The following is a 17,336-nucleotide window of genomic DNA, read 5'->3' as shown; positions in this document are numbered from 1 at the left end:
ACGCATTCAGGCATCGAGAGCCCGACAGTCGCTACTGGCCCAGCCGACGTCGATCGACTGGCCCGGCCTCAGCGAAGCATATCCCTTCGCGTTGGGAGTCTTGAGAATGAATTCATCGTTGCCGCAGACACTGAGACGGGTACGCAGGTGATCACCGAGATAGATGACCTCCCGGACCTCCGCAGGGAAGCGGTTGTCGAAAGCCTCGTCGGCTTCGCCCGAGACGATGGCGACGCGCTCCGGACGCAGGGAGAGCGTCGTGCGCGTCCCGATGCCCCCTGCGGCGACGGCCTTGGCCAGTACCGTCTCCCCACTGTCGAGGCGGACCTGGCACTTGTCCCCGATGGTCTCGGTCACTTCGCCATAGAGACGATTGTTCTCACCGATGAAATTGGCCACGAAAGCATTCTCGGGCGCTTCATAGAGCGTATCCGGTGCCGCCAACTGCTGAACCACGCCATCGTTGAAAACGGCAATGCGATCGGACATGGTCAAGGCTTCGGTCTGATCGTGGGTCACGTAGATCATGGTGACGCCCAGGTCGGCATGGATGCGCTTGATCTCGTACTGCATCTCCTCGCGCAGGTTCTTGTCGAGCGCCCCCAACGGCTCATCCATCAGCACCAGCTCGGGCTCGAAGACCAGCGCCCGGGCCAGAGCCACGCGCTGCTGCTGCCCTCCTGACAGTTGCGCCGGGCGCCGATCGCCAAAGTTCTCGAGGCGCACCATGGCCAGCGCACGGTCCACCTTGCGCTTGGTCTCGGCCTTGCTCATGTGACGGACTTCTAGGGGGAAGGCGAGGTTCTCGGCGACCGACATATGCGGAAAGAGAGCATAGTTCTGGAATACCATGCCGATGCCCCGCTTGTGCGGCGGCAGGTCGTTGATCGGGTCGCCCTTGAGCAGGATCTGGCCATGAGTGGGTGTCTCGAAGCCCGCCATCATCATCAGGCAGGTGGTCTTGCCCGACCCGGAAGGGCCCAGCAGCGTGACGAACTCCCCTCGGTGAATGTCGAGGTTGAATCCCTTGACGACCAGCTCGACCCCGTCGTAGCTCTTCTGCACGTCAATGAAACGGACGAAGTCTGCATCCGTCTCATGACCGTCTTCCCTTGCGTTATCGTGGCGTTCTTGTAGCAGGCTTTCGTTCATGCAGGGTTCCCATAGCGGCTGGCCGAACGTTAAGAATGATTGTCTTTGCTCAGGCTGGCCCTTGTTCTTGTCGGAATTCCCTGACCCTATTCCTATCCGGTCAGTGCCCGCAATCCCCACAGAGTCCAAATATCGTTGAACCAGGACGGGGGACAGACGGCGGGATATCGGTTAACCCAACGTTACCCAAGGTAAATTATTATTACGCCAATACCTCTGGCAACGCTCTTCCGGGTGAATTCGGCAACGCCATTCCGTTCATGTACAATCCCTGTCCACACTATAGTGTCGCGCAGGAACGTCCTGCATGCCGATTATAGAACTGGCACCACGCGCCAAAGCCGCCACACTTGACATTGTGTAACGTCCCATACGTGCACCCGCGTACGTCTCGTCGGAGCGCCGACATCACGTAAATCAGGAGAGCACGAACATGTACAGTAAAATCATGGTTCCGGTCGACCTCGCCCACCTGGAAGTGCTCGAGCCTTCCCTGCAAGCCGTGGCCGATCTGGCTCGACATTATCAGGCCGAAGTCTGCTATGTCGGGGTAACCTCCACGGCCCCCAGCAGCGTGGCCCGAAGCCCGGAAGAGTATGAACGCAAACTGGAGACCTTCGCCCAGCAGCGAGCGGCGCTGCATGGCCAGCCCGTCAGTGTGCATACCATCAGCAGTGCCGACCCGGTCGCCGATCTCGACGACCTTCTGATTCAGGCAATCGACGACGTAGGCGCCGACCTCGTGGTCATGCCCACCCACCCACCGAAGCACCTCGACGTCATCATGCCGTCTCATGGTGGCAAGATTGCCACCCATACCGATGTCTCGGTCTTTCTGGTCAGGCCTTCTCGTTCCTGACCCCATCCGTTCACCGCCATCGTACATTCGATCTTTCAAGGGGAGAGCGTAACGTGGATAACGATTCTCGCACCGACAGGGCCAGAGAACCTGAGCCCTCGGAAGGCGTGCCGGCGCCGGAAGGGCCGGCCAACCTGATCGATACCGACTACGTCATCGGGCAGGACAATCTGGCCACCGACAAGCTCGGCTTCAGTATCGACCTGCACGGCAAGGTCTTCACCATATCGGCACTGGTCACGGTATTCTTCGTGGTCATCACCCTTGCCCTGCAGACCGAGGTCGAGCCGCTGTTCAATGCCATGCGCAACTGGCTCACCGGCAACCTGTCCTGGTTTTTCCTACTCGCCGGCAACATCTTCGTGTTGCTGTGCCTGGTCCTGGTCGTATCACCGCTGGGCAAGGTTCGCATCGGCGGCATGCATGCCAAACCAGACTTCACCTACCTAGGCTGGTTTGCCATGCTGTTCGCCGCCGGGATGGGCATCGGCCTGATGTTCTACGGCGTCTCCGAGCCGATGTCTCATTTCGGTTCGGCTCTGGGCGGCACTGCCGTGGAGGACGGCGTGCGCACCGACTGGGCGCCGCTGGGGGCAGCCGCGGACGATCCTGCAGGCGCCGCCCGCCTGAGCATGGCCGCGACGATCTATCATTGGGGCCTGCACCCCTGGGCTATCTATGCCGTGGTGGCGCTGGCGCTGGCCATCTTCTCGTTCAACAAGGGCCTACCGCTCACCATGCGCTCGATCTTCTACCCCATACTGGGCGAGCGGGTATGGGGCTGGCCGGGTCATATCGTCGACATCCTGGCAGTCTTCGCCACCCTGTTCGGGCTCGCTACCTCGCTGGGAATCGGCGCCTCGCAGGCCTCGGCTGGCCTCACCTATCTCTTTGGCGTACCCGAATCGGATGCCACCATGGTGCTCTTGATTCTCGGCATCACCGCCATCGCCATCGTGTCGATCCTGGCCGGGGTGGACAAGGGCGTACGCCGGCTGTCGGAGATCAACATGGGGCTGGCGGTGCTGCTACTGCTGTTCGTCATCCTGGTCGGGCCGACCCTGCTGATCCTGAGCGGCTTCTTCAAGAACCTGGGCGCCTATGTCGTCAACCTGCCGGCGTTGTCGAACCCCTTCGGCCGTGAGGATGCCAACTTCAGTCAGGGGTGGACTGCCTTCTACTGGGCATGGTGGATCTCCTGGTCGCCCTTCGTCGGCATGTTCATTGCCCGCGTGAGCCGTGGTCGCAGCGTGCGCGAATTCCTGATCGCCGTGCTGCTGGTGCCCTCGCTGGTCTCGGTCCTGTGGATGACCGCCTTCGGCGGTACGGCCATCGACCAACTGGTCGGTGACGGCTTCGAGGGTGTGCGCGACTCAGCCCTTGAGCTGCAGCTGTTCGTCATGCTCGGTGAACTGCCGCTGACGGCCATCACTTCCTTCGTCGGCATCGTGCTGGTGGTGGTGTTCTTCATCACCTCGTCGGATTCCGGCTCGCTGGTGATCGATACCATCACCGCCGGCGGCAAGGTCGACGCGCCCAAACCACAGCGCGTGTTCTGGGCCATCATCGAGGGTGTCATCGCCATCGCCCTGCTGCTGGGCGGCGGGCTGACCGCCCTGCAGGCCATGGCCGTCTCGACGGGTCTGCCCTTCACGTTGGTGTTGCTGGCTGGCTGCTATGCCATCGTCAAGGGGTTGATGAGCGAACCGCGTACTTGACGCAACCGGCCGAACGTCAGGCAGCCCACGGGGCTGCCTGACGTCGAGGGCGACACACTCCCCCGCTTGCCGGACCTCCATCGCCATCCGACTGGCCACTCCCGACGGGGGCTCATTCTGCGGGATGAAAAAGCCGCCGTCGTCAAGTGTTTCATGCGGCTATCGGCCACTAGCAACGCGCTATCGCTTCGGGCATATTTCGAGTAGATCATTACAACTATGCCTAAGGACCGTTCTCGCCCATGATGGCACCCGAAGACGCCTTTCGTCTGCTCGCCGATGGCTTGGGCAAGGCCGGCACTCCCCAGGCGTTCGATCACCTGGTCGAGCGCATCTCCACGATACTCGGTGGGGAGCACGTGCTCATCGGAAAGCTGCTTTCCGATAATGCCTCGATCCGAACCGTTGCCTTCTGGTCACGGGGCTCGTTCCAGCCAGCCTCGGTCTATGCCCTGGCCGGCACTCCCTGCGAGCACGTTCTGGAGGGCGAAGTCTGCGAGTTCTCCGGCGACGTTCGTCAACGCTTTCCTGACGATATCATGCTGGAAGAGCTGGGCGTCGAGAGCTACGTGGGCATTCCACTGCGTGCGCCGCAAGGCCACCTCGTCGGCCTGCTGGCGGTGCTCTCCAACCATCCGCTGGAACTGGCGGCCTATGCCCCGGAGGTGCTGCGTATCGCCGCGGCCCAGGCTGGCGCCGAGATGGCGCGGCGGGCCGAGGAGGAGAAGCGGCGCAGCAGCGACTATCGTATCCAGCAGCTCATCTACTGGGACAGCGTCACGGGCTTGCCCAACCGGCGTTACTTCATGGAGCGCCTGGAGGAGGCCTGCGAGCAGGCCCGCTTGCGTGACAACTGCCTGGGTCTGCTCTATCTCGACCTGCAGCGCTTTCGCCAGATCAACGATACCCAAGGGCACGAGCTGGGTGATCTCATACTGGCCGAGATCGCCGGCCGCTTCGGCGCCCAGGCAGAGCCGGGAGAGTTCATCGCCCGTCTTGGGGGCGATGAGTTCATGGTGCTGCTCACCGACACTCGGCCGGCTGCCATGGCGCACGCCATCGAGCGGTACCGCAACAGTCTCACGGCACCGATCCAGCTATCGGAACGTAGCTTCTCGATTTCCGCCAGTGTCGGCGCGGCACTGTTTCCCCGCGATGCCGACACGGCCCAATCACTGTTCCAGCATGCCAGTATCGCGCTCAACCATGCCAAGCGGGACAGCAGCCGCACCCGCTTCTTTACCGCCACCATGGCGGACGAACTGCACCAGTACGAGTTGCTACAGTTGCGCTTCAGCGAGGCCTTGGCCAAGGGCAAGCTATCGCTCGCCTTCCAGCCCCAGTTCAGCCTCAAGACAGGCAAGCTGACCGGAGCGGAAGCGCTTTGCCGCTGGCACGACGAGATCCTCGGCCACGTCAGCCCCGGCACCTTCATCCCACTGGCTGAGGAGCAGGGCTTGATCTGTGCCTTGGGCGAATGGGTACTGGAGGCCGCCTGTCAGCAGCTCCTGGCCTGGGAGCGCCAGGGCAAGCCGTTCCCCGGTCGACTGTGTGTCAACGTGTCGGCACAGCAGATGGACGATCCCCGCCTGGCCGAACACATTCAGCGCATCGCGACACGCGTGCCCCCCGGCAAGTTGGGTCTGGAACTCACCGAGAGCGGCCTGATGCGCAACCCCGAGCAGACGGTGCGCGTCACCCGGGCGCTGTGCAAGGCGGGCTTCAGCCTGGCGATCGACGACTTCGGCACGGGCTATTCGTCACTTTCCTACCTCAAGCGCTTTGCCGCCGACACCCTCAAGATCGACATGTCCTTCGTCCAGGACATGCTCAAGAGCAGTCATGATCACGCCATCGTTTCCACCATCATTGCCATGGCCCAGACCCTGGGCATGCTGACGGTGGCGGAGGGCGTCGAGGCCGCTGAGCAGGCCGAGGCCCTGCGTGCGCTGGGCTGTACCGGGGTTCAGGGTTTTCACTTCGGCCGCCCGGTGGACGGCGACACCTTCGCCGAGCTATGGCTGTGAGTCGCCCGCCGCGACGAGCCGTCAGGTCCACAGCGCACTGACGGGAAGTGCGGGGTCGTAGTGCCTCGCCACCTGGGCCTGCAACAATTCCGCCGTCGCCAGTGCATCGATCATGGCATGGTGCCCCTGATAGTCGGGCAGCCCGTAGCGCCGCCGGCTGTCTCCCAGACGTATCGACACGGGTGGACGCCGCATCCAGCGCCGTACTCGCGACCACAGCGAAAGCCGGTGAAGCCTTGCTTCCAGCGACATGGTATCGATCATCGGAAAGCGAATCCCCTCTCCCAGCCTCTCCTTGATCGCCTCATCCAGAAAGGGCCGCTCGATGTGGCGGAAATGCACCACGACGACCCGCCCCGCCAAGGCCTCGAGCAGTTCGGGCAGGATGGCCTCCAGATCAGGGGCCTCGGCCACTTCCGAGTGAGTAATGTGGTGATAGGTGACCGAGGCCTCGGACAGCGGCCGGCTGGGACGCACGACCCAATAGCGGCGCTCGGCCATGGGGATTCGCTGCAGGCTGAAGGGCACCAGGCCGATGCTGACGATGGCATGCCGCTGCACGTCGAGACCGGTGGTTTCCAAATCCAGGGCCACCAGCGGTGCCTCGCCGATGGGCGTCTCGGGCGCCGGCCAGTCCGCGGCGAAGAAGGTCTTCAATGAGGGCGCCCGGGTTTCGGCCGCCCGGCGCTGCAGGTAGGAGGGCCATTCATGCCCTTGCGAGCGTGAGGTGAATCGATGGGACAGCATGACTCAGCGCGCCCGACCGGTTTGCGCCGGCACCGGATAGCGATACTTGAGGAATTTCTGGGCATGACTCAGGGCCTGGAAGGCATCTTTCAAGTGGTGGCGTTCGCTGTCGGCAACGTTCTCGGGCTCGATATTGTTGTCCGGTTCATGCTCCTGCTGCAGATCGAACACCTGATGGCGAATCCGCACCATGGAGAGCAGCTCCATGGCATAGCGCAGCTTGTCGCTCGCCCCGGGGGCCAATAATTGCGTGGCGGCAATGTCATCCAGCCGCTCGAAGCTGTTCTGGGCACGCGAGCCACACGCCAATGCATGCACGCGGATCAGGTCGACAAGGGGCGCCGTTCCCCGGCGCTTGAGATTGATCGAGTTGTTATGCTTGCCATCCTTCTCCATCACGAAGGTGCGGAAGAAGCCCAGCGGCGGCGTACGGTTCAGCGCATTACGCGCCAGGGCAGCAAGGAACAGCGGGCTGTTCGGCGCCTTCTTCGCGATCAGGTCCTGCAACTGCTCGACGTAGGCCTCTTCGCCATGAGCGCTGTCGAGATCGAAGAAGATCGAACAGTGCAGGAGCCGCTCCGGGGTCGGCGACTCTATCCACTCCTCGAAGTAGCGTTTCCATACCGACAAGGGCTGGCGCCATTGGGAATTGGTCGCCATGACCTCTCCCTTGCAGTAGGCGTAGCCGCAGGCCGCCAGACCGTCACTGACGAACTGCGCCAGGCTGAGGAAGTAGGCGTCGTGCCGAGCCGGTTCGAAGTCGTCGGAGAGGATCAACGCATTGTCCTGATCGGTGACCGCGGTCTGCTCGTTGCGTGCCATGGAGCCGTTGACCATGAAGCAGTATGCCACCGGCGGTGGCCCCAGTGCCTCCTCGGCCAACTCGAGCAGGCGTCGCGCGAAACTGCGCCCGATAGTCGACAGGGCGCTGCCGACCATCTGCGAACTGGCCCCCTCCTCCACCATGCGCACGAACGCGGCACGCACGTCGGGCGCCAGACGCGCCAGCCCGTCGACGCTGGATTGGTGAAAGATGTTGCTGACCAGATAGAGGCTGCTGTGGGTCTCGTAGCGAATGATATCCGAGAGATGCACGATGCCCACCGGCCGGCGACGGTACAGCACCGGCAGGTGATGAATGTTGTTGCGCAGCATGCACAGCATCGCCTCGTGTACCGACTCATCCGATTGAATGGTGATCAGCCCGCCACTCGCCAGTTCGCCCACGGGGGTGTCGGGCGACACCCCTTCGGCCACGATGCGGGTGCGAAAGTCACTGTCGGTCAGGATGCCGCGTAGCCGCCAGGGTCGGTCCTGACTGTCGCTGAAGGTGTAACGCGGGTCGTCGGGCTCATCCAGGATCAGCGCCGACGAAGCCTGCGCCGCGGTGATCTGGCGGGCTGCCTCCTGTACCGTGGCGCTGGCTTCCACCATCACCGGGTAGCGCGTCAGCAGCTTGCGCACCCGGGTGATCATCATGTCATTGGCTTTCTTGTGCTCCTCCACCGCCGCTTCCAGTCGTGGACGCTCCAGCTCCACGAAGTCGGCGAAATGCTCGTCGGCCTCGCACAGGTGCTGAAAGACCGTCTCGGGGAGGTAGTAGATCAGGGTGTCTTCCAGGGCCCGGGCCGGGAAGCGTACCCGATTGTTTCTCAACAGACTGAAATGGCCAAAGATGTCGCCTTCGCCCAGGCGATCGTAGAGATCGCCCGTGCGCCGTCGAATCTCTACCGCTCCACTGCGGATGTAACACAGCTCGTGGAGCTCCTGATCGAGCTGGAGGATATCGCTTCCTGCCTTGAAATAAGCCACCTCGACCTGCCCGGCCATACTGTCGAGCAGGTCGTCGTCGAGTGCATCGAAGGGCGGGAAGCGCCCCATGTGCTGCCGAATCTCGAGTAGTTCCGCTTCCATCTCGGTAGGGCCCCCAGGGTCGATGCCAATCGTCATGCCGCGCCTTGAGCATAAGGGCCCGCCGACGCCAGACACAAGAAAGGCCACCCGCAGGTGACCTTTCTCGCCATCAGGAAGGCCGGCTTACGACTGCTCGGCCATCTCCTGTACGCGCTGCATCAGCTCGGGGTCCTGCTGGATGGCATGGCCGATGGCATTGAAGGTGTCGACGTCAAGACCGTTCTGCTCTACCACCTCGACCATCTTGTCATTGGCCTCCATGCGCACTTCCTGCTGGGCCTGCTCGTCTTCTGCCGCATGCAGACGCTCGGTGTACTCCTGTGAAATCACGGCGATTTCCTGGGAGGCATCGGCAAACTGCTGAAGCTGATCATCCGAGAAGTCCTGTGCGGGTGCCTGCGCTTGCGGCTGACCGGCCGGATCCTGGGCGGGGTCCTGCTGAGCATGCGCCTGTACGGTCAGCAGCCCGGCAGCGAGCAGGGCAGCCGAGAACAGTGCGGTCATCCGTTGCATGTAATACCTCCAAGGGTGTTGCCGTGAATGTAAGAAGTCTGACGAGGGGGAACGATGGGAGTTCAGATTTTTATGCAAGAAAATGTAAAAAAGTGCTCCCTTGGCATCAATCCCAGCCAACCAAGTGTAAAAAGTTAACCTGCTAGCTTTCGCTTGCGCCACCAACTCAGTATCGTCAGCGCTTGGTTGCCCGAGCACAAGGATCTTCCCTGCCATGTCGTCATCCGCCAACTCTCGTCTCGAGGCCGCTCTGCTGGCCAGCATGCCGGTGCTGTTCGTGGCCTTGTGGAGCACCGGCTTCATTGGTGCAAAATTCGGCCTGCCCCATGCCGAGCCCTTCACCTTCCTGTTCATTCGCTTCGTGATGACCCTCGCCCTGCTGATTCCGCTGGTCATGCTGATGGGCACCACCTGGCCGCAGGGCTGGCGCTTGAGGGGACATATCGCCGTATCGGGCCTGCTGGTGCACGCCGCCTATCTGGGCGGAGTGTTCTACGGCATCTACCTAGGCATGCCGGCGGGCCTCACGGCACTGCTGGTCGGCCTGCAACCGCTGTTGACCGCTACGCTGGCAGGTCCGCTGCTGGGCGAGCGCATCACTGCCATTCAGTGGCTCGGGCTCGTACTCGGGCTGGTCGGTATCGCCATGGTGCTGGGCAGCAAGCTCGATCCGGGGACGGCCTCGTTCCAGGGCTTCGGTCTCGGGGCGCTGGCCTGCGTGCTGGTTGCACTGGCGGGCATCACCCTGGGCACGCTGTACCAGAAGCGCTTCTGTACCGGCATGCCGCTGCTCTCGGGGACGGTGGTGCAGTATCTCTCCGCCGGCGTCCTACTCGGTCTCGGTGCCCTGTGGCTCGAGGAACGTCATGTCGAGTGGACGCCCACCTTCGTACTGACCCTGGGCTGGCTGGTGCTGGTGCTGTCGATAGCCGCCATCCTGCTGCTGATGGCGCTGATCCGGCGCGGCGAGGCCTCGCGCGTGGCCAGCCTGTTCTATCTGGTGCCCCCGGTCACGGCACTGCAGGCCTGGTGGCTGTTCGACGAGCGTCTGCCGCTGGCGGCGCTGGTCGGCATGGCCATCACCATCGTGGGTGTGGTGCTCGCGGCACGCGGCCAGGCACGCCGATAGGCCCTCGCCTTGCGGTAGGAGCAGAGAGACTCAATCTGCTGCGAGTTGCTCGAGATATCCCGGCCCGAGGTTACGCATCTGCTGGCGAATCCACTGACTGCGACGCTCGACGTGAGGACCGGGGCGAGTCGCGTCCCAATGGCGGGGATTGGGCAGGATCGCTGCCAGCCGGCTGGCCTGGGTCTCGCTAAGTCGCCCGGCCGAGACGCCAAAATAGTGCTGGCCGGCCGCTTCCAGGCCGAACACCCCATGGTCCCACTCGACGATATTGAGATATACCTCGAGAATGCGCTGCTTGGGCCACAGTGCCTCGAGCAATACGGTGAACCAGGCCTCGAACCCCTTGCGCAGCCAGCTACGCCCAGTCCAGAGGAAGAGATTCTTGGCGGTCTGTTGGCTGATGGTGCTGGCCCCACGCAGCGTCGCCCCGTTGCGGCTGGCTTCCCAGGCCCGGCGTATCTCGTCCACATCGAAGCCGTGATGAAGGGCGAAACGCTGGTCCTCGGCGGCGATCACCGCCAACTTGGCATGGTCGGAGAGTTCTGCCCACGGCCGCCATTGATGGCGAAGGGGCAGCGTTTCACCAGCCGCCCATGCTTCGACCTTGCGCTCCAGCATCACCATGGAGCCATAGACGGGCACATACCTCAGCATCAGTACAAGGACGATGGACAGTACGACGAAGGCGGCCCCGACGAGGGCCGCCCAACGTAGTGCGCGATGGAGCCAGGCTTGGATCATGCCCCACCCTGGCAGGTGGAGCGCTCAATGCTTGTGCAGATGCTCGGCATGATAGCGCAGGTGATCCTCGATGAAGGTGGCAATGAAGAAATAGCTGTGATCATAACCTGGCTGGCGCCGCAGCGTCAGGGGGTGATCATGCTCTTCACATACCGCCTCGAGGCGCTCTGGCTTGAGCTGCTCCTCCAGGAACTGGTCCGCCTCGCCCTGATCGATGAACAGATGCTGACTCGAAGCGCCCTTGGCCACCAGCTCGCAGGCATCGTATTGCGTCCAGGCGCCGGGGTCGTCACCCAGATACTCGCGAAAGGCCTTGCGCCCCCAGGGGCACTGGGTGGGATTGACGACCGGCGAGAAGGCCGACACCGAGCGGTAGTGCCCAGGACGGCGCAGCGCCAGGGTCAAGGCCCCGTGGCCACCCATCGAGTGGCCGCTGATCGCCTCGCGACCATTGACCGGGAAGTGCTGACGCACCACCGAGGGCAGCTCCTCGGCCACGTAGTCATACATGCGGTAGTGCTGCTTCCAGGGGGCCTGGGTGGCATTGACGTAGAAGCCCGCTCCCGAGCCGAAGTCGTAGCTGTCGTGCTCGCCCGGGAGGTCCGTGCCTCGCGGACTGGTGTCAGGACAGACGATGGCGATGCCCAGCTCCGCCGCCAAGCGATGCGCGCCCGCTTTCTGCATGAAGTTCTCGTCGGTGCAGGTCAGCCCCGACAGCCACCACAAGAGCGGCACACGTTCCGTCTCGGCCTGCGGCGGCAGGTAGATGGCGAACTCCATCTCGCAGTCCAGCGCCCGCGAGCGATGCCGGTAGCGCTTGTGCCAGCCACCGAAGCTCTTGTTGCTCGATATCGGCTCGAGGTTCTCGGTCATGGTCATGGTTCGATCTCCTTACCTTCACCGCCCAGCGAAATACGGCTGGGCGGCTCGTCAGAGCTGGCGCCAGGCGCCTGCTAATAATGGGCGCGGCACCGGGCGCCTATTCTGGGTGCGGCTTCGAGCACCTGTCATGGGCGCGGCACGCGGCTTCGGGCGTGGTAAAAAGCGGCACCTGTTAAAAGTGCAGTACCGTCCGAATGCTCTTGCCCGCGTGCAGCAGCTCGAACGCCTCGTTGATCTGCTCGAACGGCATGTCGTGGGTGATGAACTCGTCGATCTTGATCTCGCCGTCCATGTAGCGCTGCACGTAGCCGGGCAGCTCGCTGCGCCCCTTCACCCCGCCGAATGCCGAGCCGCGCCACACCCGGCCCGTGACCAGTTGGAACGGCCGCGTCGAGATCTCCTCGCCGGCCCCGGCCACGCCGATGATCACCGACTCGCCCCAGCCCTTGTGGCAGCACTCCAGCGCCGAGCGCATCACGTTGACGTTGCCGATGCACTCGAAGGAGTAGTCGACCCCGCCGTCGGTCAGGTCGACGATCACCTGCTGGATCGGATCCGAGTATTCCTTGGGATTGACGAAGTCGGTGGCGCCGAACTGCTTGGCCAGCGCGAACTTGTCCGGGTTGACGTCGATGGCGATGATGCGGCTGGCCTTGGCCATCTGCGCGCCCTGGATCACCGCCAGGCCGATGGCGCCGAGGCCGAACACGGCCACGGTGGAGCCCGGCTCGACCTTGGCCGTGTTGAGCACCGCGCCGATACCGGTGGTCACGCCGCAGCCGAGCAGGCAGATCTTGTCCAGCGGCGCCTCCTTGGACACCTTGGCCAGCGACACCTCGGGCAGCACGGTGTACTCGCTGAAGGTCGAGCAGCCCATGTAGTGGTGCAGCATCTTGCCGTCGAGCGAGAAGCGCGAGGTGCCGTCGGGCATCAGCCCCTGGCCCTGGGTGGCGCGCACCGCCTGGCACAGGTTGGTCTTGCCCGAGCGGCAGAACTTGCACTTGCCACACTCGGCGGTGTAGAGCGGGATGACATGATCGCCGGGCTCGAGGCTGGTGACGCCTTCGCCCACCGCCTCGACGATGCCGGCCCCTTCGTGGCCCAGCACCGAGGGGAACAGGCCCTCGGGGTCGGCCCCGGAAAGCGTGAAGGCGTCGGTGTGGCAGACGCTGGTCGCGGCGATGCGCACCAGCACCTCCCCGGCCTTGGGATCCTCGACGTCGATCTCGGTGAGTTCGAGCGGCTTGCCCGCTTCGAAGGCAACGGCGGCACGCGACTTCATTCAGATCTCCTGATAATGATGACTTGCACTATCAGTCTAGGTGCGGCCAAGGCTATGATGATATAGAAACAACGACACAACATTATTCCAACTGAGCAACAATGGAGCATTTATGGCTCACTGGGATGGCATCGAGGCGTTCGTCGAGGTGGTCCGCCTGGGCACCTTTGCCGCGGCGGCACGACAGCTTCACGTGTCCAACTCGCACATTAGCCGCCAAGTCGCTCAGCTCGAGCAGGAGCTGGGCTTGCCGCTGCTCTACCGGACCACGCGCCAGATCCATCTCACCGATGCCGGCGAGCGCTATTATGTGCGCTGCCGCGAACTGCTCGATGGCTTCCGCGAAGCCGAGAACGACCTGCAGAGCCTGCAGGAGCGCCCCCACGGCGTGCTCCAGGTCAGCTGTGCCACCACCTTCGGAGAACGCTTCCTCGCCCCGTTGATCAACGACTTCCTGCGCCTTCATCCCCAGCTCGAGATGCGCCTGCACCTGACCAACCGCCAGGTGGACGTGATCGACGAGGGTTACGACGTGGTCATTCGCATGGGCACGCTACAAGACTCTTCTCTGGTAGCGCGGCGTTTGTGCGAGCGTCACGAATACATCGTCGCCTCCCCCGATTACTTCCAGGGCATATCGCAGCCACACTCGGTGGCGGAACTGGCCCATCATCGTTGCCTGATCGGCTCACGCGATGTGTGGCGTTTCGATATCGATGGGCTGCATCGTGAAGTCCGTGTGCAAGGGCCCTGGCAGGCCAATTCGGGGCTCGCGCTGCTCGATGCGGCTCTCAAGGGGCTGGGGCTGGCGCAGCTGCCCGATTATTACGTCATGCCCTATCTTGCCAGCGGCGAGCTGGTCGAAGTGCTGTCCCGCTTTCAATGTCGAGACGCAGGCGTCTGGGCCGTCATGCCGCGCCATCGCCAGCATGCCGCCAAGGTTCGCCAGTTCGTCGACTACCTGGTCGACCATCTGCCTGCCGACCTGGCGCGGGCCTGCACGGTAACCAAAGCATAAAAAAGGCGCCCCGCAGGACGCCAGGATGAGGCTTGCCGATAACCTTGGCCTCAAGCACTCCTTTACTTGAAGTTCTTGCGATACATCTTGATGGCCTCGCCCACGATACCGCTGCGAAAACTGAGCACGCAGACGACGAAGATCAAGCCAAGGATCGGGCTGACCCAGTTGCCCAGCGGCGATTGCGACAACAGGTGCTGCAGGCCAACCACCATTCCCGCACCAAGGACCGGGCCGAAGAGCGTGCCCACGCCACCCAGCAGAGTCATCAGAATCACTTCGCCGGACATGTGCCAGTGGGCATCGGTGAGCGAGGCGAGCTGGAACACTATCGTCTTGGTGGAGCCGGCCAGACCGGCCAGGCCAGCCGACAGGATGAAGGCCACCAGCTTGTAGGCCTCGACATTGTAGCCAAGTGACACGGCGCGCGGCTCGTTCTCGCGAATCGCCTTGAGCACCTGGCCGAACGGCGAATGCACGGTGCGCTGGATCAGGGCGAAGCCGAATAGGAACACCGCAAAGACGAAGTAGTACATCGCCAGGCTGTTGTTCAGGTCGATGACGCCGAACAGGTGGCCACGCGGCACGCCATGCAGGCCATCCTCGCCGCCGGTAAAGGGTGCCTGAATATAAAAGAAGAACACCAGCTGGGCCAGGGCCAGCGTGACCATGGCGAAGTAGATACCCTGTCGCCGAATCGATAGCGCGCCGAAGACGGCCCCCAGCAACACGGCAGCAGCCGTACCGACCAGGATGCCGAGCTCGGGAGACAGCGCCGGATAGCTCGACAGCAAGTAGCCGGTCACGTAGCCCCCGGTGGCCAGAAAAGCCGCATGACCGAAAGAGAGCAGGCCGGCATAGCCCAGCAGCAGGTTGAACGCGCAGGCGAACAGGGCGAAACACAGCATCTTCATCAGGAAGACCGGGTAGGCTGCGAAAGGAGCCACCAGGCCGATGACGATCAGCGCCAGGTAGAAGGCGTTGCGACGCAGGTTGGCACGGCGCTCGCGCTTCATCGACGGGGTCAAGGTTTGAGTCGTGGCCATGGCGTCATGCCTCCTTGCCGAAGAGTCCGGCGGGCCTGAGCAGCAGCACCAGGATCATCACCAGGAAGATTACGGTATTGGCTGCCTCGGGGTAATACACCTTGGTCAAGCCTTCGATCAGCCCCATGGCGAGCCCGGTGACGACGGCTCCCAGGATGGAGCCCATGCCACCGATGACGACCACTGCAAATACCACGATCAGCAGGTTGGACCCCATGGTCGGCGACACGGGATAGAGCGGTGCGGCAAGCACGCCGGCGAAAGCCGCAAGCGCCACGCCGAAGCCGTAGGTTAACGTCACCAGCAGCGGTACGTTGACACCGAAGGCCTGCATGAGCGAGGGATTCTCGGTGCCGGCCCGGAGGTAGGCGCCGAGACGTGTACGCTCGATTATGAACCACGTGGCAAAGCAGACGACGATAGCCGCCAGCAGCACCCAGGCCCGATACTTGGGCAGGAACATGAAGCCCAGCTGGAAGCCGCCCTGGAAGATCTCGGGCGTGGGGTAGCGAGCACCGGAGACGCCAAAGAAGTTGATCAGGGAGCCTTCGAAGATCAGCGCCAGACCGAAGGTCAGCAACAACCCGTAGAGATGGTCGAGATGCGCAATGCGTCGCAGCAGCACGCGCTCGATCAGCATGCCGCCCAGCCCCACCACCACCGGTGTCAGCAGCAGCGCAGCCCAGTAATTGATGCCTAGGTATTGCATCCCCAGCAGTGTGGTGAATGCCCCCAGCATGTACATGGCCCCATGGGCGAAGTTGACGATCTTCAGCAGGCCAAAGATCACCGCCAGGCCCAGGCTCAACAGGGCGTAGAAGGCGCCGTTGATCAGACCCAGCAGCAACTGGCCCATGAACACCGCCAACGGCACCCCGAATATCATCGTCATGTCGGATTCTCCTCGCCGTCAGAGGGGCGGCGGCCGAGGCCGCCGCCGTCTCGTGTCACGCTCAGTTCTGAACCAGGTCGCACTGGCTCTCGGCGAGCGGACGGTATGCCTCTTCGGCAGGAATGGAAGTCAGGATCTCGTAGAGGTCCCACTCGTGAGTGGACTCTTCCGGTGACTTCACGCGGGCCAGATACATGTCGTGCACCATGCGGCCATCCTCGCGGATGCGGCCATTGCGCGCGAAGAAGTCGTGGATCGGCTGCTTCATCATGTATTCGCGCACCGTCTGGGTGTCGTCGCTGCCGGTCGCCTCGACGGCCTGGAGATAGTGCATGGTACTGGAGTAGATACCGGCCTGGACCATGGTCGGCATGCTGCCCACGCGCTCGTAGTAGCGCTCGGCCCACTCGCGCGCCTGATCGTCCATGTTCCAGTACCAGCCAGTCGTCAGCAGCAGGCCCTGGGTAGTCTCCAGGCCCATGGCGTGGACGTCGTTGAGGAATACCAGCAGGCCGGCGAGTTGCTGTCCGGCCTCGACGACGCCGAACTGGCTGGCGGTGTTGATCGCGTTGACGGTATCGGCACCCGCATTGGCCAGGCCGATGATCTCGGCCCCCGAGCCTTGGGCCTGGAGGATGTAGGAGGAGAAGTCGTTGGTCGGGAACGGGTGACGCACACCGCCGATGACCTCGCCGCCATTCTCCTCCACCACCTTGGTCACGTCGCCTTCAAGTGCATGGCCGAAGGCATAATCGGCGGTCAGCATGAACCAGGTGTCGCCGCCCTGTTCGACGACGGCACGCGCGGTACCGTTGGCCAGTGGATACGTGTCGTAGACCCAGTGGATATGGTTGGGCGTGCAGTGCTCGTTGGTGATGCTCGACGCCGCCGAACCGGAAACGATACCGAAACCGTCGTTGTCTTCGAGCACCTTGGTCACGGCGATAGTCACCGAGGAGGCGACCATGCCGGCGACCAGGTCGACATTACGCTGATCGACCCATTCGCGCACGGTATTGGCACCCACGTCGGCGCTGTTGCTGTCGTCGGCACTGAACACTTCGATCGGGGCACCGTCGACGCTGCCGCCGAAGTCCTCGACGGCCATCTGGAGGGCCTCGAGGCCACCCGGGCCGGCCAGGTCACGGTAAGTGCCCGACATGTCGGCGAGGTAGCCGATGCGCACCTCGCCATCGCTGATCTCCGCCTGGGCGGTGGTTGCCATGGCGGCGGTGGCGGCAATGGCGATGCTGCTGGCGAGTGTCTTCTTGATGAAGGTCATTGTTCGTCTCCATAGCCCAACTGGGCGGGTTGTTGTTGTCACGCGCACTGCGGGTAAGTCGCAATTCTAGGTGGTTCGAAATTAGCGATTGCGTATTGACGGTTGTGGTTCTTGTTTCGCCTTCAAGGCGCGTC

The 17,336-nt window shown here is 63.0% G+C and carries 15 protein-coding genes; 5 read left to right on the top strand and 10 right to left on the bottom strand.

All coding sequences use genetic code 11. The annotated features are described in order from the left end of the window. Positions 1-6: 6 nt before the first annotated feature. Positions 7-1,152 carry an ABC transporter ATP-binding protein gene (locus HNO53_RS04990; protein WP_209476728.1) on the bottom strand — a complete coding sequence of 382 codons (1,146 nt, stop codon included), beginning with the start codon at positions 1,150-1,152 and terminating at the stop codon, positions 7-9. 433 nt (positions 1,153-1,585) lie between these two features. On the opposite strand from HNO53_RS04990, the gene HNO53_RS04985 reads away from it, so the two are divergent. From HNO53_RS04985 to HNO53_RS04975, 3 genes are all read left to right on the top strand, one after another. Then, on the top strand, positions 1,586-2,011 hold the full coding sequence (locus HNO53_RS04985; RefSeq protein ID WP_209476726.1) for a universal stress protein: 426 nt from the start codon (positions 1,586-1,588) through the stop codon (positions 2,009-2,011). Positions 2,012-2,064: 53 nt separating this feature from the next. After that, complete coding sequence (locus HNO53_RS04980; protein ID WP_209476724.1) at positions 2,065-3,729, top strand: BCCT family transporter; 1,665 nt, start codon at positions 2,065-2,067, stop codon at positions 3,727-3,729. Between the two features lie 242 nt (positions 3,730-3,971). Further along, positions 3,972-5,756 carry a putative bifunctional diguanylate cyclase/phosphodiesterase gene (locus HNO53_RS04975; RefSeq protein WP_209476722.1) on the top strand — a complete coding sequence of 595 codons (1,785 nt, stop codon included), beginning with the start codon at positions 3,972-3,974 and terminating at the stop codon, positions 5,754-5,756. Between the two features lie 21 nt (positions 5,757-5,777). On the opposite strand, the gene HNO53_RS04970 is transcribed toward HNO53_RS04975, so the two are convergent. The 3 genes from HNO53_RS04970 to HNO53_RS04960 all read right to left on the bottom strand — a co-directional run bounded on the left by HNO53_RS04970 (position 5,778) and on the right by HNO53_RS04960 (position 8,930). Beyond that, on the bottom strand, positions 5,778-6,503 hold the full coding sequence (locus HNO53_RS04970; RefSeq protein ID WP_209476720.1) for a 3'-5' exonuclease: 726 nt from the start codon (positions 6,501-6,503) through the stop codon (positions 5,778-5,780). A gap of 3 nt (positions 6,504-6,506) precedes the next feature. Further along, complete coding sequence (locus tag HNO53_RS04965; protein WP_209478521.1) at positions 6,507-8,417, bottom strand: DUF294 nucleotidyltransferase-like domain-containing protein; 1,911 nt, start codon at positions 8,415-8,417, stop codon at positions 6,507-6,509. A gap of 123 nt (positions 8,418-8,540) precedes the next feature. Next, positions 8,541-8,930 (bottom strand): DUF4168 domain-containing protein, encoded by a 390-nt coding sequence (locus HNO53_RS04960; protein ID WP_209476718.1) that lies wholly within the window; start codon positions 8,928-8,930, stop codon positions 8,541-8,543. A gap of 214 nt (positions 8,931-9,144) precedes the next feature. Between HNO53_RS04960 and HNO53_RS04955 the strand changes: the two genes are divergently transcribed. Then, positions 9,145-10,059, top strand: coding sequence for a DMT family transporter (locus HNO53_RS04955; protein ID WP_209476716.1), 915 nt, complete (start codon positions 9,145-9,147; stop codon positions 10,057-10,059). Positions 10,060-10,089: 30 nt separating this feature from the next. Here the strand turns inward: HNO53_RS04955 and mtgA are convergent, their stop codons facing one another. The 3 genes from mtgA to HNO53_RS04940 all read right to left on the bottom strand — a co-directional run bounded on the left by mtgA (position 10,090) and on the right by HNO53_RS04940 (position 12,964). Further along, positions 10,090-10,800, bottom strand: coding sequence for a monofunctional biosynthetic peptidoglycan transglycosylase (mtgA, locus tag HNO53_RS04950; protein WP_209476714.1), 711 nt, complete (start codon positions 10,798-10,800; stop codon positions 10,090-10,092). 24 nt (positions 10,801-10,824) lie between these two features. Beyond that, positions 10,825-11,679, bottom strand: coding sequence for an S-formylglutathione hydrolase (gene fghA, locus HNO53_RS04945; RefSeq protein ID WP_209476712.1), 855 nt, complete (start codon positions 11,677-11,679; stop codon positions 10,825-10,827). 175 nt (positions 11,680-11,854) lie between these two features. After that, positions 11,855-12,964, bottom strand: a complete 1,110-nt coding sequence (locus HNO53_RS04940; RefSeq protein ID WP_209476710.1) for an S-(hydroxymethyl)glutathione dehydrogenase/class III alcohol dehydrogenase — start codon at positions 12,962-12,964, stop codon at positions 11,855-11,857. 112 nt (positions 12,965-13,076) lie between these two features. Here HNO53_RS04940 and HNO53_RS04935 point away from each other — a divergent pair, with 112 nt between their 5' ends. Then, entirely contained in the window at positions 13,077-13,982 is a 906-nt protein-coding gene (locus HNO53_RS04935) for a LysR family transcriptional regulator (RefSeq protein ID WP_209476709.1), read from the top strand. Positions 13,983-14,044: 62 nt separating this feature from the next. Here HNO53_RS04935 and HNO53_RS04930 read toward each other — a convergent pair whose 3' ends face one another. From HNO53_RS04930 to HNO53_RS04920, 3 genes are all read right to left on the bottom strand, one after another. Further along, positions 14,045-15,028 carry a branched-chain amino acid ABC transporter permease gene (locus tag HNO53_RS04930; protein ID WP_209476707.1) on the bottom strand — a complete coding sequence of 328 codons (984 nt, stop codon included), beginning with the start codon at positions 15,026-15,028 and terminating at the stop codon, positions 14,045-14,047. Between the two features lie 4 nt (positions 15,029-15,032). Further along, positions 15,033-15,920 carry a branched-chain amino acid ABC transporter permease gene (locus HNO53_RS04925; RefSeq protein ID WP_209476705.1) on the bottom strand — a complete coding sequence of 296 codons (888 nt, stop codon included), beginning with the start codon at positions 15,918-15,920 and terminating at the stop codon, positions 15,033-15,035. A gap of 61 nt (positions 15,921-15,981) precedes the next feature. Beyond that, positions 15,982-17,202 carry an ABC transporter substrate-binding protein gene (locus HNO53_RS04920; RefSeq protein ID WP_209476704.1) on the bottom strand — a complete coding sequence of 407 codons (1,221 nt, stop codon included), beginning with the start codon at positions 17,200-17,202 and terminating at the stop codon, positions 15,982-15,984. Positions 17,203-17,336: the final 134 nt, after the last annotated feature.

The sequence above is a fragment of the Billgrantia antri genome (genome assembly GCF_017868935.1).
GTDB classification, from domain to species: Bacteria; Pseudomonadota; Gammaproteobacteria; order Pseudomonadales; family Halomonadaceae; genus Halomonas; species Halomonas antri.
The sequence above is the reverse complement of the archived record's forward strand: the minus strand, read 5'-3'. Positions and strand labels throughout refer to the sequence as shown.

Coding starts and splice junctions, on each gene's coding strand:
- HNO53_RS04940 (WP_209476710.1), bottom strand. CDS start 12,964: ATGAAGTCGCGTGCCGCCGTTGCCTTCGAAGCGGGCAAGCCGCTCGAA.
- HNO53_RS04985 (WP_209476726.1), top strand. CDS start 1,586: ATGTACAGTAAAATCATGGTTCCGGTCGACCTCGCCCACCTGGAAGTG.
- HNO53_RS04955 (WP_209476716.1), top strand. CDS start 9,145: ATGTCGTCATCCGCCAACTCTCGTCTCGAGGCCGCTCTGCTGGCCAGC.
- HNO53_RS04990 (WP_209476728.1), bottom strand. CDS start 1,152: ATGAACGAAAGCCTGCTACAAGAACGCCACGATAACGCAAGGGAAGAC.
- fghA (WP_209476712.1), bottom strand. CDS start 11,679: ATGACCATGACCGAGAACCTCGAGCCGATATCGAGCAACAAGAGCTTC.
- HNO53_RS04925 (WP_209476705.1), bottom strand. CDS start 15,920: ATGACGATGATATTCGGGGTGCCGTTGGCGGTGTTCATGGGCCAGTTG.
- HNO53_RS04970 (WP_209476720.1), bottom strand. CDS start 6,503: ATGCTGTCCCATCGATTCACCTCACGCTCGCAAGGGCATGAATGGCCC.
- HNO53_RS04920 (WP_209476704.1), bottom strand. CDS start 17,202: ATGACCTTCATCAAGAAGACACTCGCCAGCAGCATCGCCATTGCCGCC.
- HNO53_RS04935 (WP_209476709.1), top strand. CDS start 13,077: ATGGCTCACTGGGATGGCATCGAGGCGTTCGTCGAGGTGGTCCGCCTG.
- HNO53_RS04960 (WP_209476718.1), bottom strand. CDS start 8,930: ATGCAACGGATGACCGCACTGTTCTCGGCTGCCCTGCTCGCTGCCGGG.
- mtgA (WP_209476714.1), bottom strand. CDS start 10,800: ATGATCCAAGCCTGGCTCCATCGCGCACTACGTTGGGCGGCCCTCGTC.
- HNO53_RS04965 (WP_209478521.1), bottom strand. CDS start 8,417: ATGGAAGCGGAACTACTCGAGATTCGGCAGCACATGGGGCGCTTCCCG.
- HNO53_RS04930 (WP_209476707.1), bottom strand. CDS start 15,028: ATGGCCACGACTCAAACCTTGACCCCGTCGATGAAGCGCGAGCGCCGT.
- HNO53_RS04975 (WP_209476722.1), top strand. CDS start 3,972: ATGATGGCACCCGAAGACGCCTTTCGTCTGCTCGCCGATGGCTTGGGC.